Raw genomic sequence first — 23,639 nt, 5'->3', positions numbered from 1 at the left:
ACCCATATTTGTATAAAATAAAATATATAATAAAACTAATGTTTTTTTAATAATTTTGTGGTATACTCAAATTTAAATAGGATAAAAAGTATCCTATTAAGACTAGGAGAACAAAAAATGGAAAACAAAATTGTAAAAGACATAATTTCGAATGATTATGCCTTGGGATTTGAGACGATGGTCCAATCCGATACTTTTCCTCCCGGCTTGAATGAAGATGTTATCAAGGCAATCTCTGCCAAAAAAGAAGAACCCGATTGGCTGCTTGATTTTAGACTCAAAGCGTATAAAAAATGGTTGACGATGGAAGAGCCTCATTGGGCGGATTTGGAGCATGACCCGATTGATTATCAAAGTATTAGTTACTATTCAGCTCCCAAAAAAGGGCCCGATTCGCTTGATGAAGTAGACCCTCAAATTTTGGATACCTACAATAAATTGGGTATTCCTCTTGAAGAGCAAAAAGCACTAGCAGGAATTGCTGTGGATGCTGTGTTTGATTCGGTTTCTGTGAAGACAACCTTTCAAAAAGAACTCAGTGAAAAAGGGATTATCTTTTGTTCTATCAGCGAAGCCGCGCGTGAACATCCGGAACTTTTGAAAAAATATCTCGCTTCGGTAGTCCCTTATAATGATAATTATTTTGCGACACTTAATTGTGCTGTTTTTACCGATGGTTCGTTTGTGTATATTCCAAAGAATACAAAATGTCCGATGGAGCTTTCGACCTACTTTAGAATCAATGCCCTCAATACCGGACAGTTTGAGCGGACTTTGATCATCGCAGATGAAGGTAGCTATGTCTCGTATAATGAAGGCTGTTCCGCTCCGATGCGTGATGAAAACCAGCTCCATGCTGCGGTAGTTGAATTGGTAGCACTCAAAGATGCACAAATAAAATATTCGACGATTCAAAACTGGTATCCCGGCGATGAAAATGGCAAAGGGGGAATTTACAATTTTGTAACCAAAAGAGGTTTGTGCAAGGGCGATCGCTCGAAAATCTCATGGACACAAGTAGAAACTGGCTCCTCTTTGACATGGAAATATCCAAGTTGTGTGTTAAAAGGAGATGAGAGTGTGGGAGAATTTTATTCGGTTGCACTGACATCATTATCGCAACAAGCCGATACCGGAACCAAGATGATTCATCTAGGCAAAAATACCAAGTCCACTATCATCTCAAAAGGAGTGTCTGCCCTCAAAGGAGTCAATGCTTATCGTGGTTTGGTTAAAGTTGGAAAAGATGCTGAAAATGCGAGAAATTTTTCACAATGTGACTCACTCTTAATCGGAGGTGATTGCTCAGCTAATACCTTCCCATATCAAGATGTGAGAAATAAAAGTGCCAAGATTGAACACGAAGCGACGACTTCAAAGATCAGCGATGAGCAACTTTTTTATATTACCCAACGCGGGATTGAACAAGAAAATGCGGTGTCTCTCATAGTCAATGGATTTTGTAAAGAGATTTTAGAAGAATTACCAATGGAATTTGCAGTAGAAGCACGAGCGCTTCTTAGCATCTCATTGGAAGGCAGCGTAGGATAGGAAAACTGATGTTAGAAATAAAAAATTTAAATGTATCAATCAAAGACAAAGAGATTTTAAAAGGCTTGAACCTCACGATTAATCCAGGTGAAGTACATGCATTGATGGGGACCAATGGCGCAGGAAAATCAACCTTGGTGAAGACCCTCAGTGCGCATTTTGATTGCGAAGTAACCGGTGGAGAGATGCAATACAAAGGGAAAAATCTCATGGATATGAGTGTGGATGAACGGGCTAATGAGGGAATTTTTATGAGTTTCCAAAATCCGACTGAAATCCCTGGTGTTAATAATATGTACTTTCTCAAAACAGCGCTCAACGCCAAACGAGCGCATCATAAAGAAGATGAGATTAATATCGCACAATTTTTGAAAAAGATAAAATCCACAGTCAAAACCTTTGGTTTGGATGATAAAATGCTCAAAAGAGATGTCAATGAAGGGTTTTCCGGGGGTGAAAAAAAGAAAAATGAACTCTTGCAAATGCTGACCTTGGAGCCGGATTTGATTTTGTTAGATGAGATTGATTCAGGACTGGATGTAGATGCAATCAAGATGATTGCTAATGGCGTCAAATCCCTTTTAGATGGCAAGCGTTCTGTGCTTATGATTACACACTATGATCGTCTATTGGAGCTGATTAAACCCGACTTTGTGCATGTACTCAGCGGCGGTAAAATCGTCAAGAGTGGTGATTATACGCTCGCATTAAAGATTGATGAACAAGGATATGAGGGGATAGGAACGGGTCATGAAAATAAATGATCTAAACTCAGATCTTGCGATAAAAGATCGCGACGCTTACAAACGACTTCAAGAGATTGGATTGCCCCACAAGCGGACAGAAGAGTTTCGAGAATTTCCTATTCATGCCGTTTTGAATCAGGATTTTGCTACGACTACGGCTAAAGTAGCGTTTTCTGAGGCATTAAATGCCAAACGCGATGCCAATTTCTATACATTATATATCCTCAATGGGACTCCTGATTTGGCGCACTCCATTTTGCCTAATGAGGTACGATGTACGCAAGGGACAAAAACACCACATCAAAGTCCGAATGCTTTGTTTTATCTGAGTGAATCCTATCTTGAAGAGGAGACCACGCTTTTTATTGATGCAAATTTGGATAAGCCTTTGATGATTGTCAATGCTTATAGTGGGCATGATGCTTTTATCCCGACGTCACTTCACATCGTCGTGAATGAAAAGGTACACGCACAGATAGTAGCCGTTCATGTGGAAGAAGATGTGAGACAAGCGTTTGTCAATGCCAATGTGCGTTTGAGTGTGAAAGCAGATGCGACACTCGATTATACAAAGCTAGAGCGATCTCGTGGTGAGAATACTTTGATTACCAATATTGAGCCGATACTGGATGAATCAGGACGCTGTCATATCGTCGGACTTGAGCTAGATTCGCATACGGCTTTGAATATTATCAACGCGACACTCGCACAGGCCCATACGACTTTTTCATTTGAAAGTATTTTGAAATTGAGCGGTAGAAACCGAAGTGGGAATATCATCTCTATTGTTCATGATGGAGAATATACGGAGAGTTATATCTCTAGCAAACATCTCCTAGATGATGCCTCACAAGCACTGTTTGAAGTCAAATCTACGGTCAATCATGATGCTAGGTTTTCCAAGACATTTCAAAACTCTCAAACCATTTTACTAAAAGATGGCGCACGCATCAATGCCAATCCAAAATTGATCTTGCATACTGATGAGTTAGAAGCAGCACATGGAGCGACTAGTGGTTCTTTGGATGAAGAAGCACTCTACTATATGCAAAGTCGCGGTATAAAATTGCAAGATGCAGAGAAAATGCTCATCAATGCGATAGAATTACAAGTAATCGAAAAAATTGAAAACGAGTCGATGAAAGAACTCGCACTTCGTTTTATAGGGGAATAGCTCGTGTACAAAAAATATTTTGAATATTTTCATGATAATAAAAATATCTATTTAGATAGTGCCTCCACGACTCAAAAACCAAAAGTCGTGCTTGAGGCCGTGCAGGAGTATTATACAAAATACTGCGCCAATACACATCGAAGTAATTTTGGTAATGCCAACCGTGCAACGACGGAATTTGAAAATGCCAGAAGCACGCTCAAATCATTTATCAATGCCGCTCATGATGAGGAGATTATCTTTACCAAAGGGGTCACTGAATCTTTGAATTTTATTGCCTCATCGTTTGTCAAAGATCGTTTTGACACGGTGATTATCTCCTCGCTTGAGCATCACTCTAATATTGTGCCATGGCATATGCAAGGCCGAAGTTTGCATCAGGGCTTAGAAGTGGTAAATTGTGATGAGAATCTCTCTTTTGATATGGAACACTTTGAACAATTGTTGCAAGAAAATCCCAATGCTTTTGTGAGCATCACGCATGTGTCCAATGCATTTGGAAGAATCAATCCGGTTAAAAATATTATCCATATTGCTCATAAATATGGGGTGCCTGTCATGATAGACGGTGCGCAGAGTCTGGTGCATTTTAATGTGGATGTTCAAGATTTGGATGTCGATTTTTATGCCCTCTCTTCACACAAGAGTTATGGTCCTACCGGTGTTGGAGCGATGTATATCAAAAAAGAACATCTCAAAGATGTCAAAGCCTATCAAACCGGCGGTGCGACGATTAGTGATGTGAGCTATGACCGCAGTATTTTGTTAGATTCTCCTTTTAAATTTGAAGCAGGAACACAAAATATCGCCGGAGTTATTGGATTCGCTCAAGCATTAAAATTTATACAGATGCTAGAATATGATCGCATCATCGATTATGAAGCGGGAATCTATGAGTATATGTATGAACAATTAAGCGAGATTGAAGACATACAACTCTACACCGATAGTATCAATTGTATTGGAAGTTTGAGTTTCAATGTCAAAGGAGCTATGGCAGATGATGTAGGCGTATTGCTCGATAAGATGAATGTGAGTATCCGGTACGGACACCATTGTGCGCAACCGATTATGAAAAAGTTAGGATTACAGGGGACTGCAAGAGTGAGTTTGGGAATTTATAATGATTTGCATGACATAGATATGCTCATCAAGAATCTCAAAAGAGCCTTGCAGATATTAAAAGGATAATAATGAGTAGCGAGATAGAAACCAGAATAGAAGAGATTGTAGAAGAGTTGTCATTTTTTGATGATGAACTTGAAAAATATGAATATCTAGTCGATACAGGTAAAGCGCTTTCTCCTTTGAGCGAGGATGAAAAACAAGAACAATATCTGATTCAAGGATGCACCTCACAAGTGTGGCTTATCTGTGAAAATACAGATGGGAAATTAATCTTTAGAGGCGATAGTAATACCGTCATCGTCAAAGGTTTAGTGGCGTTAATTATCAAGATATTTTCAGATCTGACACCGAAAGAAATTGTTGATTTTGATACCGATAGATTAGGAGTTCTCGGACTCTCAGAGATTATCACACCCAATCGTCAAAATGGTTTAAAAAGTATGATTGAGAGAATCAAAACTTATGCACAAGAGGCTTATCATGACTAAAGAAGTAGAAGAAAAATTAAAAGAGGCAGTGATTGAGAATATCAAAACGATTTATGACCCTGAGATACCGATAAATCTCTATGATTTGGGTTTGATTTATGACATAAAGTTTGAAGAAGAGAACAATTATACCTACTGTCTCATCGATATGACGTTGACGGCTCCGGGATGTTCGGTCTCTGATATGTTAGTCGACCAAGTGAAATTTATCGTTAAATCGATGGATCAAATCGATGAGGCTTATGTCAATCTTGTTTTTGATCCCCCTTGGGATATTGATAAGATTAGCGAAGAGGGTAAAGATATCCTAGCGGCTAATGGAACGATTATCTAAGAAGAGAGGTGATGGGGTAGGATGTAGTCATATTTCAGCGTGACATGATTGGTTTTGATGTAATCCAATGTATAATGACTGCTGTGTATTAAATGTGAATTTTTTGCCCCAATATCATCGAGCAATATGGTGGCCTGCTCATAATTGAGATGGTTGCCATTGTCAAAATTCGGAGCCAAGCAAGCATCAAGATAGCACGTATCAAGATCAAAACTTTTGATAAAATTCAAGGATTCCTCGCTCATACCTGCACAATCGGTGAGATAGGCGATGGTTTCATCGTTGGATTGGATGATGTATCCGGTGGTGTTTTTGGAGTGAAATAGGGGCACAGGAAAAAATGTGATGCCATTGTGTGTGATGCCTTGAAAGGGTGTGTTCTCTTGAAAATTGAGGGCACGATGATTTTTATAAATATCAGCAAAGCCTAGTTTATCCTTAGGATGATAGCAATCGATTGGATGGCTGCTGTACCGAAGTCGTAACAATCCCATAACATGGTCGGCGTGAAAATGTGTCAAAAATACTGCCTTGATGTTGCGTCCATCAAAAATCGTAGCAATATTTTCCACTCCTGCATCAAGCAAAATAATCTCTCCATTATCACATTCAATATACGCCGCAGTAGCGAGGTTGACATCGCCTTTTTTTCGGTAATCTTGACAGATACTACACATACAATTGTGAGAAGGAATCCCACCACTATCTGCGGTGCCCAAAAATTTTAATTGCATCTCTTACCTCCTAGATTGCGTTTGCGTGTTTTTGAAATCATCTTGAAAAAGAGATTTGTAAAAATTGTATCATATTTTTATCGAAGATGAGAAGTTTGGCTTATCAAGGCACCTTTGTATTCAGGGTCATTTTTCATGATATTGCATTGAATTATCACATGAATACAGCTAAAATAGTGTATAATTAAATAAAATTTGAGGATCAAGATGATGAAAAAATTATGTATTTTATTACTCGTTTCCGTTTCGATATTGTTTGGTTTTAATCTGGAAAATTTTGCCAAAAGTGTGGTGAAAAGTACCACAACAGATACAGCAAGCAATACGGAGAGTTCAAAGAGTGCTCTAAGCAACGATACCATCTCCAGCGCGCTAAAAGAAGCCTTGCAAAAAGGTGTTCAATATGCCACAACAAGTTTAGGTAAAAAAGATGGGTATCTGAATAATAACTTAGTGAAAATCCCATTGCCTGAGACGCTACAAAAGGTTGAGTCGTTGGTGCGCAAAGCCGGAGGTGATAAAATTGCAGATGATTTGATTCAATCCATGAACACTGCAGCCTCAAAAGCAGCTCCAAAAACAGCTGAAATTTTTATTGACGCTATCAAAAAGATGAGTCTTGCGGATGCCAAAACCATTTTAAATGGAGGCAATGAGGCGGCTACGGAGTATTTCAAATCACATACCGATGCGTCACTCAAAACACTCATTGCGCCAATTGTTGAGACCAGTATGAATGACAATAATGTCGCAAAATATTACGATACCTTTAATAATTATTATCAACAATATGGTAAAAAATATGTTCAAAATAGTACGATTGGCTCGTTTGCCAAAAAATTTGGGGCAGATGCGTATTTGCCTGATGCGAGTGAAGAAAATCTAAATGATTATGTTACCCAAAAAGCGATCGACGGATTGTTTGTCATGATAGCACAACAAGAGAAGAAGATTAGAGAAAATCCCGTAGAACAAACGACGTCACTTTTGAAAAAAGTATTTGGAAAATAGAAAGGAAGTAGTGTGAAGTTATTATTAATCGGAGCTGGGAATATGGGCGGAGCGATGTTAAAAGGCCTCTGCCAATACGATATTACTGTCATAGAAAGAAAAACAGAACGCGCCACAAAGTTGAAGGAGCGCTACCCTGATATCAATGTGGTGAATGCCGTGGATTCAATCGATGGTTTTATCGTGATTTTGGCTATCAAGCCACAATCTTTAGATGCTTTAGAAATCAAAGGTCATGCCGCAGGATTGATTTCTATATTGGCAGGAACTCCCATAGAAAGACTAAAAAGCAAAATTGATGCGACTTATTATGTGCGTGCGATGCCAAATATGGCTGCCTCTGTACAAAAATCAGCGACCTCGCTGTGTGGTGATGAGGCATTAAAAGATCAAGCCATTGAGATTTTGAATTCTATCGGTAAATGTTTTTGGTTACAAAGTGAAAATGCGCTCGATATCGCTTCAGCACTTGCCGGATCGGCTCCGGCGTGGTTGGCATTAGTGGCAGAGTCACTGAGCGATGGCGCGGTCAATCTTGGGCTCAAACGTGCTGAGAGTTATCAGTTTATCTCCGCACTTTTTGAAGGCGTGGGTAGTGTGCTTGAACAGACGCATCCAGCCATCTTAAAAGACCAGGTGACCTCTCCCAATGGCACGACCATCGCAGGAATCGCTGCGTTAGAAGAGGGAGGCGTGCGCGATAGTTTTATCAAAGCGATGCGCGCAGCTTATGAAAAAGCTCAAAGTCTATCAAAATAGGCAGTGACGTGAGTCAAGGAGCTTTTTTATAAAATGTATTATAATGTGTTAAAAAATAGGAAATAGATAAGTATCATGATGTATATATCAGACAGTATGTTAGAAAAATTTGTAGAAGAAGATCTTCCATATATGGATCTCACCAGTCATCTTTTAGGGATTGAAACCCAAGAAGGAAGCTTGCGTTATGTTGCCAGAGAAGATTTGTGCATATGCGGAACCGAAGAAGTAAAAAAAATATTTGAAAAATATGATATCGAACTTCTCACTTATCAAAAATCAGGAACCTTTGTAAAAAAAGGTGCCGTTTTGATTGAGGGGCGCGGTCGCGCCGATGCGATTCATATTGTATGGAAAGTTTGCGTCAATATTTTAGAAAGTGGCTCAGGAATTGCAACACGGACGAAAACATTTGTTGATTTAGCCAAAAAAATCAATCCGAAAATAGAAGTGGTGACAACGCGTAAAAATATCCCTGGAACCAAGGCACTTGCGATGAAAGCGATTCTCTCAGGTGGGGCATATCCGCACCGTTTGGGTTTGAGTGAGAGTATCTTGGTATTTCAAGAACATTTAGAATTTATCGGTGGATTGGACCGATTTTTGGAGCGATTAGATGAATTGAAACAACAATCGTGTGAGAAAAAGATTGCGGTGGAAGCTCACAACCCTGAAGATGCTTTGAAACTAGCCCGCGCTCAGATAGATATCATTCAATTGGACAAATTTAGTCCCGAAATGCTCACCCAAACCGTCAGTGAAATCAAAAAAATATCGACTCAAAGTAAAGTGAGTGCCGCAGGGGGTGTCAATCTTCAGAATGTTGAAGCAATAGCCGCATCAGGTGTTGATATTTTGGTGACATCTGCACTTTATTTTGGCAAGCCCTCAGACATCAAAGCAGAAATAAGATTGCTCTAAGAGAGCAATCTTTATTTCTCTTGGTCATCTTTGTATAAAAACTTAAAGGGTTTTCTGACAATTTTAGGTTTATAACCGGTAAATCCACCCCAAATAGCGACACAAATCAAACTGAGCCACAATGGCGCACCGAGAAAGGTGAGCCCATAAAATAGGATTAAGCTGACGCCTACAATAATAGCAAAGTCCAGTATCGTATCCACCAATTTTGTCATCCATTCCCCTTTTTTCATTGATTATTAATGTTATAATAACATAATAACTCATAAAAAAGGAATCGGTAGTGCAGAGTGTCACAGAACTGTTTCACGAACAAATCGAAGTCAAAAAATCGACATTTATAGGATACTTGACGCCCCTATCGCAGATTGATACTCTTTATGAACGCTTAAAAGAAGAACACCCCAAAGCCAGACACATTGTTTGGGCGAAGCGCTATTTGAATGAATACCAGCAAATTGTAGAGAATAGTAGCGATGATGGCGAGCCCAAAGGTACTTCAGGACCTCCGGTACTCAATGTGATGCGTGGCAGTAATTTGATTGAGTGTGCGATTTTGATTGTGCGTTATTTTGGTGGAATCAAACTGGGTACTGGCGGTTTGGTGCGAGCTTATAGTAGTTGTGCCAAAGCGGTGATTGATAGGGCGGATTTACAACTATTTGAAGCACGTCATAGTGTGAGATTTTTTACGCGCTATACGTTAGTGGCTCGATTTGAACATTTTTTGAAACATGAGGGAATTCCCTTCCCAAAGCGTGAATATGAGGGAGAGGGAATTGTTTGGGAGCTCAATCTTAGCGAACGTGAAAGCGCATCTTTTTTGGCATTTGCCTCATCATATGAACGCGATGGCTTTCATCTGATGGGGTGATGGACTTAGGCACTAAAAAGATACATATAAAGTTGCCATGTTCCCGCACTGCAAATTCCTGCGACGATTCCTGCGACAATATCATCGCCCATGACACCCCAGCCTCCTGTGACATTTTTATCGATTTTACCGATAATAGAAGGTTTCCAAATGTCAAAAATTCTAAAATATATAAAACTGAGCACCATTTGTGCGGTGGTACCAGAACTCAAAACAAAAGCGAGCCAGACGCCTACCACTTCATCAATGACGATACTTTTATCATCATGAGTTTGGGTGAGTTTTTTATAAATATTAATCTCTTTGATAGCCACCAATGTCAATAATATCGTGAGCAAAAATAGTGTCTCTAGTGGCAGATAATGCAAAATTCCAAATCCAACAATACTGGCTAGAATACTCCCCGCAGTCCCGGGTGCATATGGCGAAAGCCCACTATAAAAAAATGTCAAAAAAAGTTTTCTCATCGTTATATTCCTCTTAAAATTTTACGTTGCAATCTCTCGTCTTATGTCAATGATGTGGTTTGGTGAAGCTTGAGAAGATTGCGATAAAATTCTTCTTCTGTATGGTTTTCTAACAAGCCTTCATTTGGAAAAACATCATCATATAAAGTGCTAAGGTTCTCAAATCGGTTGGGCATGATCTCACTGAGAATCATCGAAGAGAGATTGGTTCTCATCAGCATGGCAGGAGGCAATAATCCGGTTTCGAAAAATTTCAACAGTGCTTTGGCATTGTATTTGATATGTTGGTGTGACCCATGAGGGCAGGTATTGGTATTGACCAATGTTTTACACTCACGACAATAAACATAGCGTGATACAACTTCGATTTCAATATCTAACGATTCGTATTTACTCAAAATGGATTTGATTTCATTTTTGTCATAATACATTCCAATCCCGGTGTGGTGCTGTCCGATTATGAATTTGTTGCACCCAAAATTATTGGCACAAATACAGTCTAATATCGCATCATTAAATCCCGCGAAGAGGTAGGTGCTCTCAAAAGGGACAATCAGGACTCTGTTTTTAGGCAAATAATTGTCTGTGAAATATTTGAGTGATCTATAGCGTAAATCATAAGATAAGAGTCCATCTTCTGAAGGTTTTGATAAAAAGACTACCAACAAATCACTACGCTCAAGCGTGATACGAAATAATCGCTCATGCGCTCTATGAAAGGGATTGGCTTTGGCCATAATCGCCGCAACACTTTTGGCGCCAGTTTCTGCGATTTTGGTTTTGATGCACTCTTTGACGGCTTTAATATCATCAAAATCGACTTGATAATCTCCATAAATCGAGTATTTACCTAATCGTTGAAGGTATTCGATTGTCGCTTCATTGTTGATATCATAATTGCCAAAAATTTGTTCAATTCTTCTTTTGCGATCGACTTCAAAAAAACCTTGTGCGATGATATAACCTCGAATCTCACCATCAACGACGATATCAATACGTTCGTTAGGTTTTACAGAAGAGATGACTTTCTCGTTTTCAATTCCGGCAGGGGCTAGGATAAATGGAAACGGAAAGGGTCTTCCTTTATAAAATCCTGTGTTATCGACATCAATCGCTTCTTCTTGATTCATCAGTCTATCGACGGGTTTAAAAATCCCCTCTTGGGCATACGAAAGCGTGGCTAATGCTTGTCTGTCAAGCTCTATTTGTCTATACTTTTTTGTTGATTCCATATTTTTTCCTTTTTTCCCAAAGGCTTTTTCTTGAGATTCCTAATTTTTTGGATAATTCAGTATCGGGAAATTTGCTTTGAAAGTTTAAGATGATATATTTCACATAATCATCGATTGATAGTATTTCGCCTTGATTGAGTATTTTATTGTTGTTGTTGACTTCGATATAAAAATAAGGGGCATTTTCCGTTGAATCGGTTGTTGATATGAAAACCCTCTTATCTTCGATGGCATTAAAGACTTTGGTTTTTTCACTTTTTTTGAGTTTTTGTAAATCAACCAAATAGATGATTTCGTTTTGTTTGGTTCTCAATATCTGTTCGATGGCATTGGAACTTGTCAGCGAGATAAAGGTGAAGGATTTACCGATATTTGCACAATAATCAAAGACGAGGGCATCGGCCATCTTTTGTGAATTGGTCTTGATAATAGCAGGAAAATGAACTTTTGTATTTATCTTAGGTAAATTGGTGCTTTCAAAAGTATGGGCGAGATAATCTTTGTAGGTATTGTTCTCTTTTTCCAACATATCAAAATCATTGAGATGTTTGAGTTTGCGTACCAATTCTTCTATCATGAAAGGCTTTTGAATGTAATCATTCGCTCCAGCTTTGATTGGGTTGGAAACGGTGTCATTACTAATATAAGAGATCATGAGAATAATGATACTCGATTGATGTTTTTTGATAACCGGATAAAAGTTCTGTCCTGATACATTAGTAGAAAGCAAAACAGAATCGTATTTTTCGTCTGTCAAGGCATCCTTGATTGTTGTGGCAATATCACAGTGATATCCTAGTGTCGTAAGCTTGGAGGCAATGCTCTGAGCGAGGTATATTTCATTTTCAACGATGAGAATTTTCATATGTGTGTCCAATCTATATATTTTAATGTTGCAGTGGCGTTGACGCCAACACCTTCTTTTCTACCTATAAAGCCTAAGTGCTCTGTTGTGGTGGCTTTTATATTGACGTGAATCGGCTTGATGTTGAGGATGGCCGCTATAGTGCGTGCCATTTCACGTTTAAAATCGCCGATTTTCGGAGTTTGTGCGATGATAGTGATATCACAGTTTACAATCTCAAATCCCACTTGCGTGAGGAATGTCACCACTTGTGTGAGCAATGTTTTGGAGTCAATATTTTTGAAACGATCATCATGATCTGGGAATAATTCACCGACATCTCCCGCTCCCATTGCACCCAGAAGCGCGTCAATCAAGGCATGAATCGCGACATCTCCATCGGAGTGTGCCCTAAATCCAAAATCATCACGAATCTTCACGCCACCGAGCATCATCGGTTTGGCTGTTTCAAATTCATGGACATCAAATCCATTGCCGACAAATATATCTTTTGAAGGGGGATACTTACATGGAATCTGTGCTAAATCACGGATTCTTGTCAATTTTGTCGCATGATTTTCTCCCTCCACAAACGAAACGCTACCGCCTATGGCTTTGATGGCACTACTGTCATCGGTATAGGTGATATCCGTATTGAGGGCTGATTTGAGTATATCGGTGCGTGAGAGTTGCGGTGTTTGTATGAGTTTTACCTTATCGCGAGCGATAGGGGTCTCATCATAGACTACCGTATCACTGACGTGCAGAAATGGCACGACGATATCGCTGAAATCTTTTTGTGCTAAAATCCTTTGCAATAATCCCTCGCTGATACAAACTCTTGCAATATCACTGACGAGTACAAAGGGTGTATCGACGTGCTGCAAGGCATTTTTCAGGGATTCTTGCCTGGAATTTCCACCCTCGACATAGAGATACTCTTCTTCAAACCGCTTCATGTATGCGAGTTCATCATGATGGGCTACGATGATGATTTTAGCAAATTGTGCTTTTTGGGCGATATTATGCGTGGCATAAAGCCATAATGGAGTATCATCAAAACGAAGCCATTGCTTTTTAACTGTATGTTCGAAACGAGACGAATTTCCAGCTCCTAACATGACAAGAGACAAATCGGGCAATTTTTGTCCTTTTTATTTAAAGTGTTACAATATTATACACTACAAAAGCTTTTTTTTATCTTTTTTGTGATAAATTCCGGATACTAGAATTGTAGTCTCGCTTGACGAAAGACGAAAGCAAAAAAATCTAGAAAAAGATGAGTCGCTTGAGTCAAGACTCGCTAAAGCTTTAATAAATATAGTAAAAAAACAAAGGGAGAATTTTTATGCTAGATAAAAACAGTATAAATGAAAAACTAAAAGAGGTGATTTATCCAGGTTTTGAGAAGGATATCGTCGCATTTGGTTTTGTTAAAGATATCGATGTAAAAGATACTAATGTTTATGTCGAATTAGACATTGTATCTTCGAGCCAAGATGTCGCAAAAGAACTCAAAAAAAATATCGAAGCAAAACTGTCTTCTATAGGTGCAACCCGTGTTGATGTCGCCATCAAACAGCCAAAAGCGCCAACAGAAAAAAGTAACTCACAAAGCGGTAAAAATATTGCACCACATATCAAAAACTTTGTGATGGTAAGCTCTGGTAAAGGGGGCGTTGGTAAAACAACTACGACAGTCAATCTTGCCATTGCACTCGCTAGCCAAGGTAAAAAAGTAGGACTTTTAGATGCGGATATTTATGGTCCAAATGTACCTCGTATGATGGGAACTGTGGGCAAAAACCCAGAAGTTGTCGGCAATAAAGTCAAACCTATTTTAGCCCATGGTGTTGAGATGATGAGTATGGGAAGTTTGATGGAAGAGGGACAATCTCTTATTTGGAGAGGGGCGATGATCATGAAGGCAATCGAGCAATTGCTTCGTGATATCCTTTGGAGTGAACTGGATGTATTATTTATCGACATGCCTCCAGGAACGGGTGATGCACAACTTACTTTGGCGCAAAGCGTACCGGTGACTACGGGAATTTGTGTGACTACGCCACAACAAGTTGCCCTTGATGATACGGAGCGAAGTTTGGATATGTTCAAAAAACTTCATATTCCAATTGCCGGTATTATGGAAAACATGAGTGGATTTATCTGCCCAGAAACGAATAAAGAGTATGATATCTTTGGCAAAGGAACAACCGAACCATTAGCTGAGAAATTTGATACGAGCATCTTGGGAGAAATACCAATAGAACCAGCAATCCGAGAAGGTGGCGATGCGGGTAAACCAGTCGTATTTTTCAACCCTGAGAGTCAAAGTGCCAAACGATACCAACAAGCCGCAGCAAGATTGTGGGAAGATATCGAAAAAATCAACGATGAAGGTGGCGTCAGCAATGAGTCCATCCAACCAACAATGGGTATCAATGGCGCTCCAAGCGCATGTTCAACAGCAGCAGCGGCACCTGAATCAAAAAAAGATGACGGAAGTTGCGGCTCAGGTTGTGGTTGCCACTAGAAATCAAGAAGATACAAAGGAATAGCGTTGTCAAAAGTTATAGAAAACGTGGAAGAATTCAAAGCGTTAGTAGCAAGAATTGAAGCCAAAGAGGGATACCGAAGACCTTTAGGCTTCGGTATTGCAAAAGTAGATCGGGGTCAACTCAATCCCGATCTTATTTTGCAAGCAAATTTTCCAGTGGTCAATTGGAATGAAAACTTTGGCTCTGCAGCCATATTTATAGAAGCGCTCAATCAAAGCGATGTTGCTGTGGATTTTCAAGCCAGTGAATTTGTTGCTAATATCAATAAGAAATTTATCAAATTTGCTTACAAAGCGTTTAACCCATTTATAGACGAAGCGAATGGAGATGCCCATAAAAATGTCCAAGTGATTAATGTATTGCGATGGATGCGAAAAGATATCGATTTATCTGATTATAAAATCGTATTGATTTTTGAAGATGACAAACCACAAAGCGTGGAGAGTGTCTACTTGAAACTTTATGCACTCTCAACCGGAAAAGCAGCGCTTCGTAGTCTGAATCTCAATGGCGCTTTTGGGGTATTGCCTAATGTCGCATGGAGTGGACGTGAGGCGATAGAGTTAGCATGGCTTCGAGAAAATGAGATTGAGTTAAAATTGTTGGGTGGCTATCCGACCATCGATTCTGTGGATAAATTTCCACGTTTTCTCTCTCATGTTATTCCGGCTGATAATACGCGAATTTTAGATAGTTCCAAAGTAAGAATGGGCGCACAACTAGCCGCAGGAACGACCGTGATGCCAGGAGCGAGTTATATTAACTTTAATGCTGGCAGTCTTGGTGCTGTGATGGTTGAAGGACGTATTAGCTCTTCTGCTGTCGTTGGCAAAGGTAGCGATGTCGGTGGTGGAGCTAGTATTTTAGGTGTTTTAAGTGGCACCAATGGAAACCCTGTGAGTATTGGTGAAAATACTCTACTGGGGGCTAATTCTGTGACGGGTATTCCTTTAGGAGATGGCTGTATCGTTGATGCGGGTATTTCGATATTAGAGGGTACGAAGATTGCTATCATGCCAGAACAATTGGCGAAAATCAAAGCCGTCAATCCTGATTTTGTGGCCAAAGAGAGTGATCAAATTCAATTTTTCAAAGGTTTGGATTTGGCAGAACTCCATGGCGTGCACTTTCGACAAAATAGTACCAACGGTATGATTATGGCCTCAAGAAGCCAAAGAGAAATCGTCTTAAACAGCGAACTACATTGATTTTGGAGCGTTTTACGCTCCAAAATCAAATTCCTCCCTCTAATATTATGTTATAATCGCAACATAATATAATTTTGAAAGTAGACAATATATGGTAGAAGTCAATAGTGTAACGATGAGATATGGTTCGCGTATTTTATTTGAAAACATCAATCTAAAATTTGACGTTGGCAAAAGATACGGGTTAATAGGCGCAAATGGTGCGGGAAAAAGTACCTTTATGAAAATCCTCTCAGGCGAAATCCCTCCTACAAGTGGCAATATATCGGTGCAAAATGGTCTCCGTGTGGGAACGCTGAGTCAAAACCAATATGCCTACGAGAACTTCACGCTAAAAGATGCCGTGATGTATGGCAATAAAAGACTCTATGATGCCATCAAGGAGAAGGAAGCGCTCTATCTCAATGGCGATTTTGAAGATGAGAAAGTCAACGACCGTCTCTCCGAATTAGAGATTATTTGTGCGGAGGAAGACCCGACTTATGAGGTTGATGTCAATATTGAGAAGATTTTAAGCTCACTGGGATTTCCTATTGAGATGCACGATGATTTGATGAGTTCACTCACCGGTGGCGACAAATTCAAAATCTTACTCGCACAAGTTTTATTTCCACGACCTGATGTACTGTTTTTGGATGAGCCGACTAATAACTTGGATTTGCCAGCGATTTCATGGTTGGAAGACCAACTCAAGAAACACGAAGGCACGATGGTTGTCATCTCTCATGATAGACACTTTTTGAATTCAATTTGTACCAATATCTTGGATGTGGATTATAAAAAAATCCGTGAATTTAGTGGAAATTATGATGATTGGTACATCGCTTCTAACCTGATTTTAAAACAACAAGAGTTAGAACAAGGCAAAAAACAGAAAGAAAAAGAAGAATTAGAAGCGTTTGTTAGGCGTTTTTCTGCGAATGCTTCCAAGGCGAAACAAGCGACAAGTAGGCAAAAAAGACTCGAAAAATTGGTTATTGAAGATGTCCAAACATCAACCCGCAGAGATCCGAGCATTGTGTTTAAATTAAAACGCGAAATCGGCAATGAAGTCTTAGAAGTGGAAGGCATTAACAAGGCTTATGGAGACAATGTTGTTTTGCGTGATATTGGTTTTAAAGTGGAAAAAGGCGATAAAATCGCATTGATTGGTCCCAATGGTGTGGGAAAAACGACGCTGTTGAGTATCATCGTAGATGCCTTGTCCGCTGATAGTGGTGAGATTAAATGGGGCGCTACGATTGAGCCGAGCTATTTTCCTCAAAATACCACAGATATCATCAACGGGGATGAATTGCTCTATGAATGGCTTCAAACGTATGATGAGAAAAAAGATTTGGATGAGGTCAGAAAATGTTTAGGTCGCATGCTCTTTTCCGGAGAAGAACAAAAAAAGAGTATCAAAAGTATCAGCGGGGGAGAAAAACATCGTATGATGCTCTCCAAAATGATGTTGCAACGGGGTAATTTTTTGCTTCTTGATGAGCCAGACAATCACCTTGATCTTGAAGCCATCATCGCATTAGGCGAGGGGTTGTATAATTTTGGCGGCAATGTTATTTGTGCGACACACGATAGAGAACTCATCGACGCATTTGCAAATCGAATCATCGAATTAAAACCTGATGGCACTTTTATAGATTTTAAAGGTGATTACGAAACGTATAATGAGCATATTGGTGCGTAAGAATCTTTTCGAGATGGGCTCCAAGCTCGATCATGATAAGCCATGGAATGTTGAAAAATCCCCATCTCAAAAAATAATCAAGGAGACCAAAGCGCGAAATCAGCACGCTTTGGTTTTCAAAAAAGAGAAAAGACGCGGTAAAATCGTCAGTTTGGTTGGAGAATTTTTTCTACCAGAGACGGAGATAAAAGCGTTGTGCAAAGCGCTCAAAAAACAACTCGGAACCGGCGGTACGTCAAAAGAGGGTTGGATGGAATTCCAAGGTGAGTGCCAAGTAAAATTAAAAGAATTACTCAAACAACAAGGTTTTAGAACAAAAAAATAAGAAGGATTTATGGACTATATTATCAACACTTTGATACCGATTTTCATGTTGATAGCCACGGGCTATTTTTTAAAACGCATCAAATTTCCTTCCACCGACTTTTGGCCGATGGCTGATAAATTGACCTATTATGTGCTGATGCCCGCACTGCTTGTTTATAAACTCTCCAACGCCAAAATCGATTTGAGTCACACCATCAATCTCGTGGGTACGACACTGTTGAGTATTACAGTTGTTTTCCTCACTCTTATTATTATCAATGTGTTTTTCAAATTTGAAAAGCGCGCTTTCACCTCTATCATGCAAGGAGGCATTCGTTTTAACTCTTATGTTTTCTTGGCATTTGTTGCTTCAGTATATGGAGATAAAGGGTTGGTCCTAGCGGCGATTGTGTTGGCCTTTGTGATTCCCTATCTCAATATTTTATGTATCTCTACATTTGCGCTCTATGTGCGTCACAAAGATTTTTCCCTAAAAGCTTTTTTGATGACCATCATCAAAAATCCTCTAATAGGTGCTTGTGCTATTGGTGGTTTGATTAATTATAGTAATATTCCGCTGCCTGCTGTCATCTTCAAATCTTTTGGACTCTTGAGTCATGCGGCACTTCCTATGGGGCTACTTTCTGTGGGCGTTGGATTGGAATTAAAGTACTTACATGAAGCTAAAAAAGAGTTGGTTGTTGCGACGATTGCCAAGCTATTTTATTTTCCTAGTATCATTTATGCCATGGGGGCGCTTTTGGGTTTATCGGGTATTCCCTTGAGTGTTGCTATCATCTTTGGTGCGATGCCAACGGCCGTTTCTGGTTATATACTAGCACGAGAACTTGGCGGTGATGTGACCTTGATGGCGTCAATAATCACATTTCAGACTTTAGTGTGTATGGCCAGTCTTTTTCTTATCGTCCCTTTTATCTAAGATATTAATCCTACTTCAAACGTTACAAGGATAAACGGAAACTTTAAAAGTTTTATTTTTATCACTATATTAAAGCAAATTTTAAATATATTATAGTATGATAGTTTACAGTATAAACTATTGAGGTTGTAAATGATTGAAGATAAGAGTCTTGAGCAATACGCAGATGAGATTTCTAAACTCACTTTTAATATGCAAAAAATGTGCACCGCTAAGGAGGCATTATTTTGTGCAACGATTAATCTAAGCCCGATACAATTTCGATGTCTTAGATATCTGCTTAAAACAACATTCCTACAAGTCAAAGAGTTAGCTGACAATATGGAACTCACCCCCTCACGCATTACCAATTTGTTAAACAATCTGGAATCAAAAGGCTACATTCAGCGAAAAATTTCCAATAAAGACAGACGTATTATCAAAGTCACGTTGACAAAAAAAGGTAGAGAATATGCGACTGAAGTACGAGAGAAATATATAAAATATCATGAAGAGATACTCTCAATGCTAAAAGATGAAGAGGAGATAAAAAGCTTGTTTACGAATTTGAAAAAGTTTGAACAGATACTTGATGAATTTTTAGAAAATCAAAAGGAAAACTTAAAATGAATAAAGAACAGAGATATTGGCATCCTCTTGTTGGAGGATTTTTTCTCGGCACCTTGCTATTTGTGAGCTTTATAGTAGCGGGGCAGGGATTGGGTGCGAGTGGTGCTTTTGCGCGAGTGAGTGCACAACTTGCTTACTTGTATGATGCCACTTTTGCCGCAAATGGTTATGCCGGAGCTTACCTAAAACACGGCAATGCTTTGGCAAACTGGACAGTTGTCGAAGTGGTGGGTGTCTTTTTAGGCGGTTTTATTAGTGCGGCGATGGCAGGACGCATCAAACAAAGCATTGAGCGCGGTGAGAATTATTCTGCATCAAAGCGATTGTTTTGGGCGTTTTTCGGTGGATTTTTAATCGGACCTGCGACACGTTTAGCTCGTGGATGTACCAGTGGACAAGCCTTAGATGGGGCTGCGTCATTTTCAGTAGGTGCTTGGATTTTCATGATAGCAGCCTTTGGTGCGGGATTTTTACTGGCGCCATTATTTAAAAAGCAGTGGTCATGATAGCAGAAGCAACACCGATGTATCCCTTGTTTACAACTGGCTCTATTGATGGCAATACGAATCTATTATATGGTTTGATTCTTGGAATGTTTTTTGGATTTATTCTTGAGCGTGTTGGCTTTGGAAATTCAAAAGTTATAGCAGCAATCTTTCACTTTAAAAATCTAAGGGTTTCGCAGACGATGATTTCCGCTATCGTCACAGCAGCCACGTGGATTGTGATTGCATCGTATTTTGGTTGGGTTGATTATGATCAAATGTTTATTCCGTTGGTGTATGTTTGGCCATACTTAGTCGGAGGTGCGATATTTGGCGCTGGTATGGTGATGGCAGGCTGGTGTCCTGGTACTGCAGTCGTTGGGTTTGCATCAGGCAAGATTGATGCGGCTGTATTTATGCTCGGTATGCTCAGCGGTATGTATTTTTACTTTATTGAGTATGATAAAATTGCAGATTTTGCCAATTCAGGATATATCGGACGCTATACGATTGACAAATTAGTAGGCGGTAATATGTACACGACCTCTTATCTCGTGACCATTGTCATGGCGATATGTTTGGGTGTGTTTATGAATGTTATGAAATCAACCATTAATAAGAATGAGGGGAAATAATAGTATGAAATTTTTATCCATGATAGTCGGTGCCGGATTATTGGTCGCCGCCATTGTGTTATCTTTTGTAGTGTCGAGTAATGGAGAAACCATTATCGCCAATCAAAAAAAATTAACGACAGAATATGTGAGTAAATCAGACACAGCACTTCAAAACGGTGATATTAGTAGTGCTTTAAAATATGCCAAATTGGCGATTAGCGCCAATCCAAAAGGAACAGCAGGATTTGATGCTTATAACAAAGTAATGGAAGCCAAATATAAACCGGCTACCCAAGAAACAGCAGCACCTGTAGCACCGGCACCTGATATGTCAGAAGATGACAGTGCCGATATGGGATGTTAAGCGTCGAGATTAGCGGATATTAATAGCTTATCTCTATTGTAAGATTATAATTTTGCCAAGACTTTATCCACAAGATAAGTCAGTATTGGCTGATTTTTTTTGTGGATAATGTAAAATTCAAGGAGTAAATATGAAAAAGTTTTTTTCAGTTTTAGTATTAGTTGCTATGATGGTGATTCCATCATTTGCCGTCAGTGTTCCTAAAAATCATGTCGTATCAGCTGCATGGTTGAGCAAAAATGCGAAGCATGTCGTGATTGTTGATGTTAGTAGCCCAAAAGAGTATAAAATGGGTCATATTCCTGGTGCTGTTAATATACCAAAAGAGAAGTTTTTCTTAGGACGTGCTGGTAATATTAAAGCCCTTCTTGATACTCCTACACAAGTATCACAACTTTTTAGCAATGCGGGTATTTCAAATAACAGTACCGTTGTTTTTGTATCACATGTCAAAGCTAGCAAAAAATACTCAGATATGACACGAGGATTTTGGACTGCTTGGGTATATGGTATGCGAAAAGTTGCGATTTTAGATGGTGGTATCGAAGCATGGGTTGCCCATGGTCAAAAGTTGACGACAACTCCAACAATGGCTAAAAAAGGTAACTTTAAAGTCAAGAAATTTTATAGTTCAAATGTTAAAAGTTTGGTCGATATCAAAAGTGCGCTTGTGAATAAAAATGCACAATTGGTTGATGCCAGAGAAGAAGCTCATTATGTGGGCAAAGATACCGACAAACGATTGGTACGACATGGCCATATTGAAGGTGCTAAAAAAGTTTCTGCTTACTATTTCACAAAAAAAGATGGCAAACTCTTTAAAATGGTAAGTCCTGCTGAAGCCAAAGCTATTTTCAAAAAAGCGGGCGTTGCATTGAACAAACCTATCATTACTTATTGTAACACAGGTCACTTAGCAACTGGTACGTGGTTTGCTGCTAAGTTTTTAGCCGGTGTGAAAAATGTTGGTGATTTTGACGGTTCTATGTATGAATACTCTCGAACTTCACTCCCTGTAGCAAATTAAAAACACATGTTACGCTAAGTCTTTTACTTGGCGTAACACCTCCTCCTCACTTTTTACACAGCATTACATTTAATTTAAGTTTATTCTTTTTGATTATAATCAAATCTATTATTTTATAGATATAAGGAGCTTTATCATGAGAATAGAAAAAGATACGATGGGAGAGATAGAAGTCCCTGAAAATGCCTTATGGGGTGCGCAAAGTGCTCGAAGTTTGATGAACTTTAAAATCGGCGAGGAAAAGATGCCAAAAAGTATTATTTATGCTTTTGCTATTTTGAAGCGCTCTGTTGCTATTGTTAATAATCGTTTGGGAAAGCTTGATGAAAAGAAGACTCGCGCGATTGTATTGGCGTGTGATGAGATTTTAGAGGGTGAACATGACAAAGAGTTCCCTTTGAGTATTTGGCAAACCGGAAGCGGTACACAGACGAATATGAATGTCAACGAAGTGATTGCCAATATTGCGACCAATAAAATGGGAGGTGATTTTAGAAAAGAGAAGCGGGTCCATCCCAATGATGATGTCAATAAATCTCAAAGCTCCAATGACACGTTTCCCACAGCCATGCACATCGCCGCAGTGATGGAATTAGAAGATGCACTGTTGCCTAGTATTGAGCTTTTAAAGACAACATTAACACAAAAATCAGAACAATACCAATCTCTCGTAAAGATAGGAAGAACCCATTTGCAAGATGCCACGCCGCTGAGTGTGGGACAAGAGATGAGCGGATGGGTAGAGATGCTCAAAAAAACCCAAGAGATGATTATGGTCTCCCTCCCACCTCTTCGAGAATTGGCACTTGGAGGTACGGCTGTAGGAACTGGGCTCAATGCGCATCCGAAACTCGGTGAAATGGTTGCTGAGGAGATTAGTAGTTTTACACAAAAAGAGTATATTACCGCTCCAAATAAATTCCATGCCCTCACCAGTCATGATGGGTTGGCTTTTTCTCACGGTGCGCTCAAAGCATTGGCGGCTGATATGATGAAAATCGCCAATGATGTCAGATGGCTCAGTTCGGGCCCAAGATGCGGTATTGGAGAGTATAAAATCCCTGAAAATGAACCGGGAAGCTCGATTATGCCAGGCAAAGTCAATCCCACACAAGCAGAAGCCGTGACGATGGTGACCTGTCAGGTTTTTGGAAATGACACAACCATTGCAATGGCGGCCAGTCAAGGCAATTTTCAACTCAATGTCTTTAAACCGGTCTTAATCAATGCCTATTTGCAATCGGTACGTCTTTTGAGTGATGTATTGCGATCTTTCAATGATCATTGTGCTGTGGGGTTGGAGCCGATTCCTGAGAAGATTGATTTTAATCTGCACAATTCGCTGATGCTCGTGACAGCTTTAAATCCACATATTGGCTATGAAAATGCGGCCAAAATCGCTAAAAATGCGCATAAAAAAGGCATCAGTTTGCGAGAGTCTGCCTTAGAATCTGGCTTATTGAGTGCTGAGGAATTTGATACTATCGTCAAACCTGAAGATATGATTGGACCCAAAGAGTAAGAAATGTAAAATGATTTAAGGAGTATTTATGTAAAATAGATCAATATCTTACT

The 23,639-nt window shown here is 39.4% G+C and carries 27 protein-coding genes; 21 read left to right on the top strand and 6 right to left on the bottom strand.

Annotation, left to right across the window (positions count from 1 at the left end; all coding sequences use genetic code 11):
• The first annotated feature begins 117 nt into the window (after positions 1–117).
• From sufB to SFB89_RS09345, 6 genes are read left to right on the top strand one after another with little or no spacing between them, the layout of a single operon-like run.
• Positions 118–1,551 (top strand): Fe-S cluster assembly protein SufB, encoded by a 1,434-nt coding sequence (gene sufB / locus SFB89_RS09370; protein WP_331774423.1) that lies wholly within the window; start codon positions 118–120, stop codon positions 1,549–1,551.
• Between the two features lie 8 nt (positions 1,552–1,559).
• Positions 1,560–2,315: a Fe-S cluster assembly ATPase SufC gene (gene sufC, locus SFB89_RS09365; RefSeq protein ID WP_331774422.1), complete on the top strand. Its 756-nt coding sequence runs from the start codon at positions 1,560–1,562 to the stop codon at positions 2,313–2,315.
• Entirely contained in the window at positions 2,302–3,471 is a 1,170-nt protein-coding gene (locus tag SFB89_RS09360) for a SufD family Fe-S cluster assembly protein (RefSeq protein WP_331774421.1), read from the top strand. Before sufC ends, SFB89_RS09360 begins: the two co-directional genes overlap by 14 nt.
• A gap of 3 nt (positions 3,472–3,474) precedes the next feature.
• The gene (locus tag SFB89_RS09355) at positions 3,475–4,662 is read left to right on the top strand and encodes an aminotransferase class V-fold PLP-dependent enzyme (RefSeq protein WP_331774420.1); all 1,188 of its coding nucleotides are present in this window, start codon (positions 3,475–3,477) and stop codon (positions 4,660–4,662) included.
• A 2-nt stretch (positions 4,663–4,664) separates the two neighbouring features.
• Positions 4,665–5,087 (top strand): SufE family protein, encoded by a 423-nt coding sequence (locus SFB89_RS09350; protein WP_331774419.1) that lies wholly within the window; start codon positions 4,665–4,667, stop codon positions 5,085–5,087.
• Positions 5,080–5,421 (top strand): metal-sulfur cluster assembly factor, encoded by a 342-nt coding sequence (locus SFB89_RS09345; protein WP_331774418.1) that lies wholly within the window; start codon positions 5,080–5,082, stop codon positions 5,419–5,421. The genes SFB89_RS09350 and SFB89_RS09345 overlap by 8 nt, the downstream gene beginning before the upstream one ends.
• On the opposite strand, the gene SFB89_RS09340 is transcribed toward SFB89_RS09345, so the two are convergent.
• On the bottom strand, positions 5,418–6,155 hold the full coding sequence (locus tag SFB89_RS09340; protein ID WP_331774417.1) for an MBL fold metallo-hydrolase: 738 nt from the start codon (positions 6,153–6,155) through the stop codon (positions 5,418–5,420). The genes SFB89_RS09345 and SFB89_RS09340 overlap by 4 nt on opposite strands.
• Before the next feature lie 210 nt (positions 6,156–6,365).
• Here SFB89_RS09340 and SFB89_RS09335 point away from each other — a divergent pair, with 210 nt between their 5' ends.
• From SFB89_RS09335 to modD, 3 genes are all read left to right on the top strand, one after another.
• Complete coding sequence (locus SFB89_RS09335; protein WP_331774416.1) at positions 6,366–7,166, top strand: DUF4197 domain-containing protein; 801 nt, start codon at positions 6,366–6,368, stop codon at positions 7,164–7,166.
• Positions 7,167–7,178: 12 nt separating this feature from the next.
• Positions 7,179–7,925 carry a pyrroline-5-carboxylate reductase gene (gene proC / locus SFB89_RS09330; protein WP_331774415.1) on the top strand — a complete coding sequence of 249 codons (747 nt, stop codon included), beginning with the start codon at positions 7,179–7,181 and terminating at the stop codon, positions 7,923–7,925.
• 75 nt (positions 7,926–8,000) lie between these two features.
• Positions 8,001–8,846 carry a ModD protein gene (gene modD, locus SFB89_RS09325; RefSeq protein ID WP_331774414.1) on the top strand — a complete coding sequence of 282 codons (846 nt, stop codon included), beginning with the start codon at positions 8,001–8,003 and terminating at the stop codon, positions 8,844–8,846.
• Between the two features lie 11 nt (positions 8,847–8,857).
• On the opposite strand, the gene SFB89_RS09320 is transcribed toward modD, so the two are convergent.
• Positions 8,858–9,061, bottom strand: coding sequence for a hypothetical protein (locus SFB89_RS09320; protein WP_331774413.1), 204 nt, complete (start codon positions 9,059–9,061; stop codon positions 8,858–8,860).
• A gap of 68 nt (positions 9,062–9,129) precedes the next feature.
• Between SFB89_RS09320 and SFB89_RS09315 the strand changes: the two genes are divergently transcribed.
• Positions 9,130–9,720 carry an IMPACT family protein gene (locus SFB89_RS09315; RefSeq protein ID WP_331774412.1) on the top strand — a complete coding sequence of 197 codons (591 nt, stop codon included), beginning with the start codon at positions 9,130–9,132 and terminating at the stop codon, positions 9,718–9,720.
• A gap of 5 nt (positions 9,721–9,725) precedes the next feature.
• On the opposite strand, the gene SFB89_RS09310 is transcribed toward SFB89_RS09315, so the two are convergent.
• The 4 genes from SFB89_RS09310 to SFB89_RS09295 are packed head-to-tail and all read right to left on the bottom strand — an operon-like array spanning position 9,726 to position 13,405.
• On the bottom strand, positions 9,726–10,187 hold the full coding sequence (locus tag SFB89_RS09310) for a phosphatidylglycerophosphatase A family protein (protein WP_331774411.1): 462 nt from the start codon (positions 10,185–10,187) through the stop codon (positions 9,726–9,728).
• A 41-nt stretch (positions 10,188–10,228) separates the two neighbouring features.
• Entirely contained in the window at positions 10,229–11,419 is a 1,191-nt protein-coding gene (locus SFB89_RS09305; RefSeq protein WP_331774410.1) for a sulfate adenylyltransferase, read from the bottom strand.
• Complete coding sequence (locus tag SFB89_RS09300) at positions 11,397–12,284, bottom strand: response regulator (protein WP_331774409.1); 888 nt, start codon at positions 12,282–12,284, stop codon at positions 11,397–11,399. The genes SFB89_RS09305 and SFB89_RS09300 overlap by 23 nt, the downstream gene beginning before the upstream one ends.
• Positions 12,281–13,405: a bifunctional 2-C-methyl-D-erythritol 4-phosphate cytidylyltransferase/2-C-methyl-D-erythritol 2,4-cyclodiphosphate synthase gene (locus tag SFB89_RS09295; RefSeq protein ID WP_331774408.1), complete on the bottom strand. Its 1,125-nt coding sequence runs from the start codon at positions 13,403–13,405 to the stop codon at positions 12,281–12,283. The genes SFB89_RS09300 and SFB89_RS09295 overlap by 4 nt, the downstream gene beginning before the upstream one ends.
• 206 nt (positions 13,406–13,611) lie before the next feature.
• Between SFB89_RS09295 and SFB89_RS09290 the strand changes: the two genes are divergently transcribed.
• The 11 genes from SFB89_RS09290 (at position 13,612) to fumC (ending at position 23,586) form a co-directional block, all read left to right on the top strand.
• Complete coding sequence (locus tag SFB89_RS09290) at positions 13,612–14,796, top strand: Mrp/NBP35 family ATP-binding protein (RefSeq protein WP_331774407.1); 1,185 nt, start codon at positions 13,612–13,614, stop codon at positions 14,794–14,796.
• Positions 14,797–14,823: 27 nt separating this feature from the next.
• A complete protein-coding gene (locus SFB89_RS09285; protein ID WP_331774406.1) occupies positions 14,824–16,029 on the top strand; it encodes a tetrahydrodipicolinate N-succinyltransferase N-terminal domain-containing protein in 1,206 nt (401 codons plus the stop codon).
• 91 nt (positions 16,030–16,120) lie between these two features.
• The gene (locus SFB89_RS09280) at positions 16,121–17,716 is read left to right on the top strand and encodes an ABC-F family ATP-binding cassette domain-containing protein (RefSeq protein WP_331774405.1); all 1,596 of its coding nucleotides are present in this window, start codon (positions 16,121–16,123) and stop codon (positions 17,714–17,716) included.
• Entirely contained in the window at positions 17,709–18,041 is a 333-nt protein-coding gene (locus tag SFB89_RS09275) for a translation initiation factor (protein ID WP_331774404.1), read from the top strand. Before SFB89_RS09280 ends, SFB89_RS09275 begins: the two co-directional genes overlap by 8 nt.
• A gap of 9 nt (positions 18,042–18,050) precedes the next feature.
• A complete protein-coding gene (locus SFB89_RS09270; protein WP_331774403.1) occupies positions 18,051–18,962 on the top strand; it encodes an AEC family transporter in 912 nt (303 codons plus the stop codon).
• A gap of 132 nt (positions 18,963–19,094) precedes the next feature.
• On the top strand, positions 19,095–19,571 hold the full coding sequence (locus tag SFB89_RS09265) for a MarR family winged helix-turn-helix transcriptional regulator (RefSeq protein WP_331774402.1): 477 nt from the start codon (positions 19,095–19,097) through the stop codon (positions 19,569–19,571).
• The gene (locus SFB89_RS09260; RefSeq protein WP_331774401.1) at positions 19,568–20,077 is read left to right on the top strand and encodes a YeeE/YedE thiosulfate transporter family protein; all 510 of its coding nucleotides are present in this window, start codon (positions 19,568–19,570) and stop codon (positions 20,075–20,077) included. Before SFB89_RS09265 ends, SFB89_RS09260 begins: the two co-directional genes overlap by 4 nt.
• Positions 20,074–20,691, top strand: a complete 618-nt coding sequence (locus SFB89_RS09255) for a YeeE/YedE thiosulfate transporter family protein (RefSeq protein ID WP_331774400.1) — start codon at positions 20,074–20,076, stop codon at positions 20,689–20,691. Before SFB89_RS09260 ends, SFB89_RS09255 begins: the two co-directional genes overlap by 4 nt.
• Before the next feature lie 4 nt (positions 20,692–20,695).
• On the top strand, positions 20,696–21,037 hold the full coding sequence (locus SFB89_RS09250) for a hypothetical protein (RefSeq protein ID WP_331774399.1): 342 nt from the start codon (positions 20,696–20,698) through the stop codon (positions 21,035–21,037).
• 130 nt (positions 21,038–21,167) lie between these two features.
• Entirely contained in the window at positions 21,168–22,064 is an 897-nt protein-coding gene (locus SFB89_RS09245) for a sulfurtransferase (RefSeq protein WP_331774398.1), read from the top strand.
• A 136-nt stretch (positions 22,065–22,200) separates the two neighbouring features.
• On the top strand, positions 22,201–23,586 hold the full coding sequence (gene fumC, locus SFB89_RS09240; RefSeq protein WP_331774397.1) for a class II fumarate hydratase: 1,386 nt from the start codon (positions 22,201–22,203) through the stop codon (positions 23,584–23,586).
• Positions 23,587–23,639 lie beyond the last annotated feature (53 nt).

Origin of the sequence: Sulfurospirillum sp. 1612, from assembly GCF_036556685.1 — a bacterium.
Taxonomy (GTDB): Bacteria; Campylobacterota; Campylobacteria; order Campylobacterales; family Sulfurospirillaceae; genus JAADIZ01.
The sequence above is the reverse complement of the archived record's forward strand: the minus strand, read 5'-3'. Positions and strand labels throughout refer to the sequence as shown.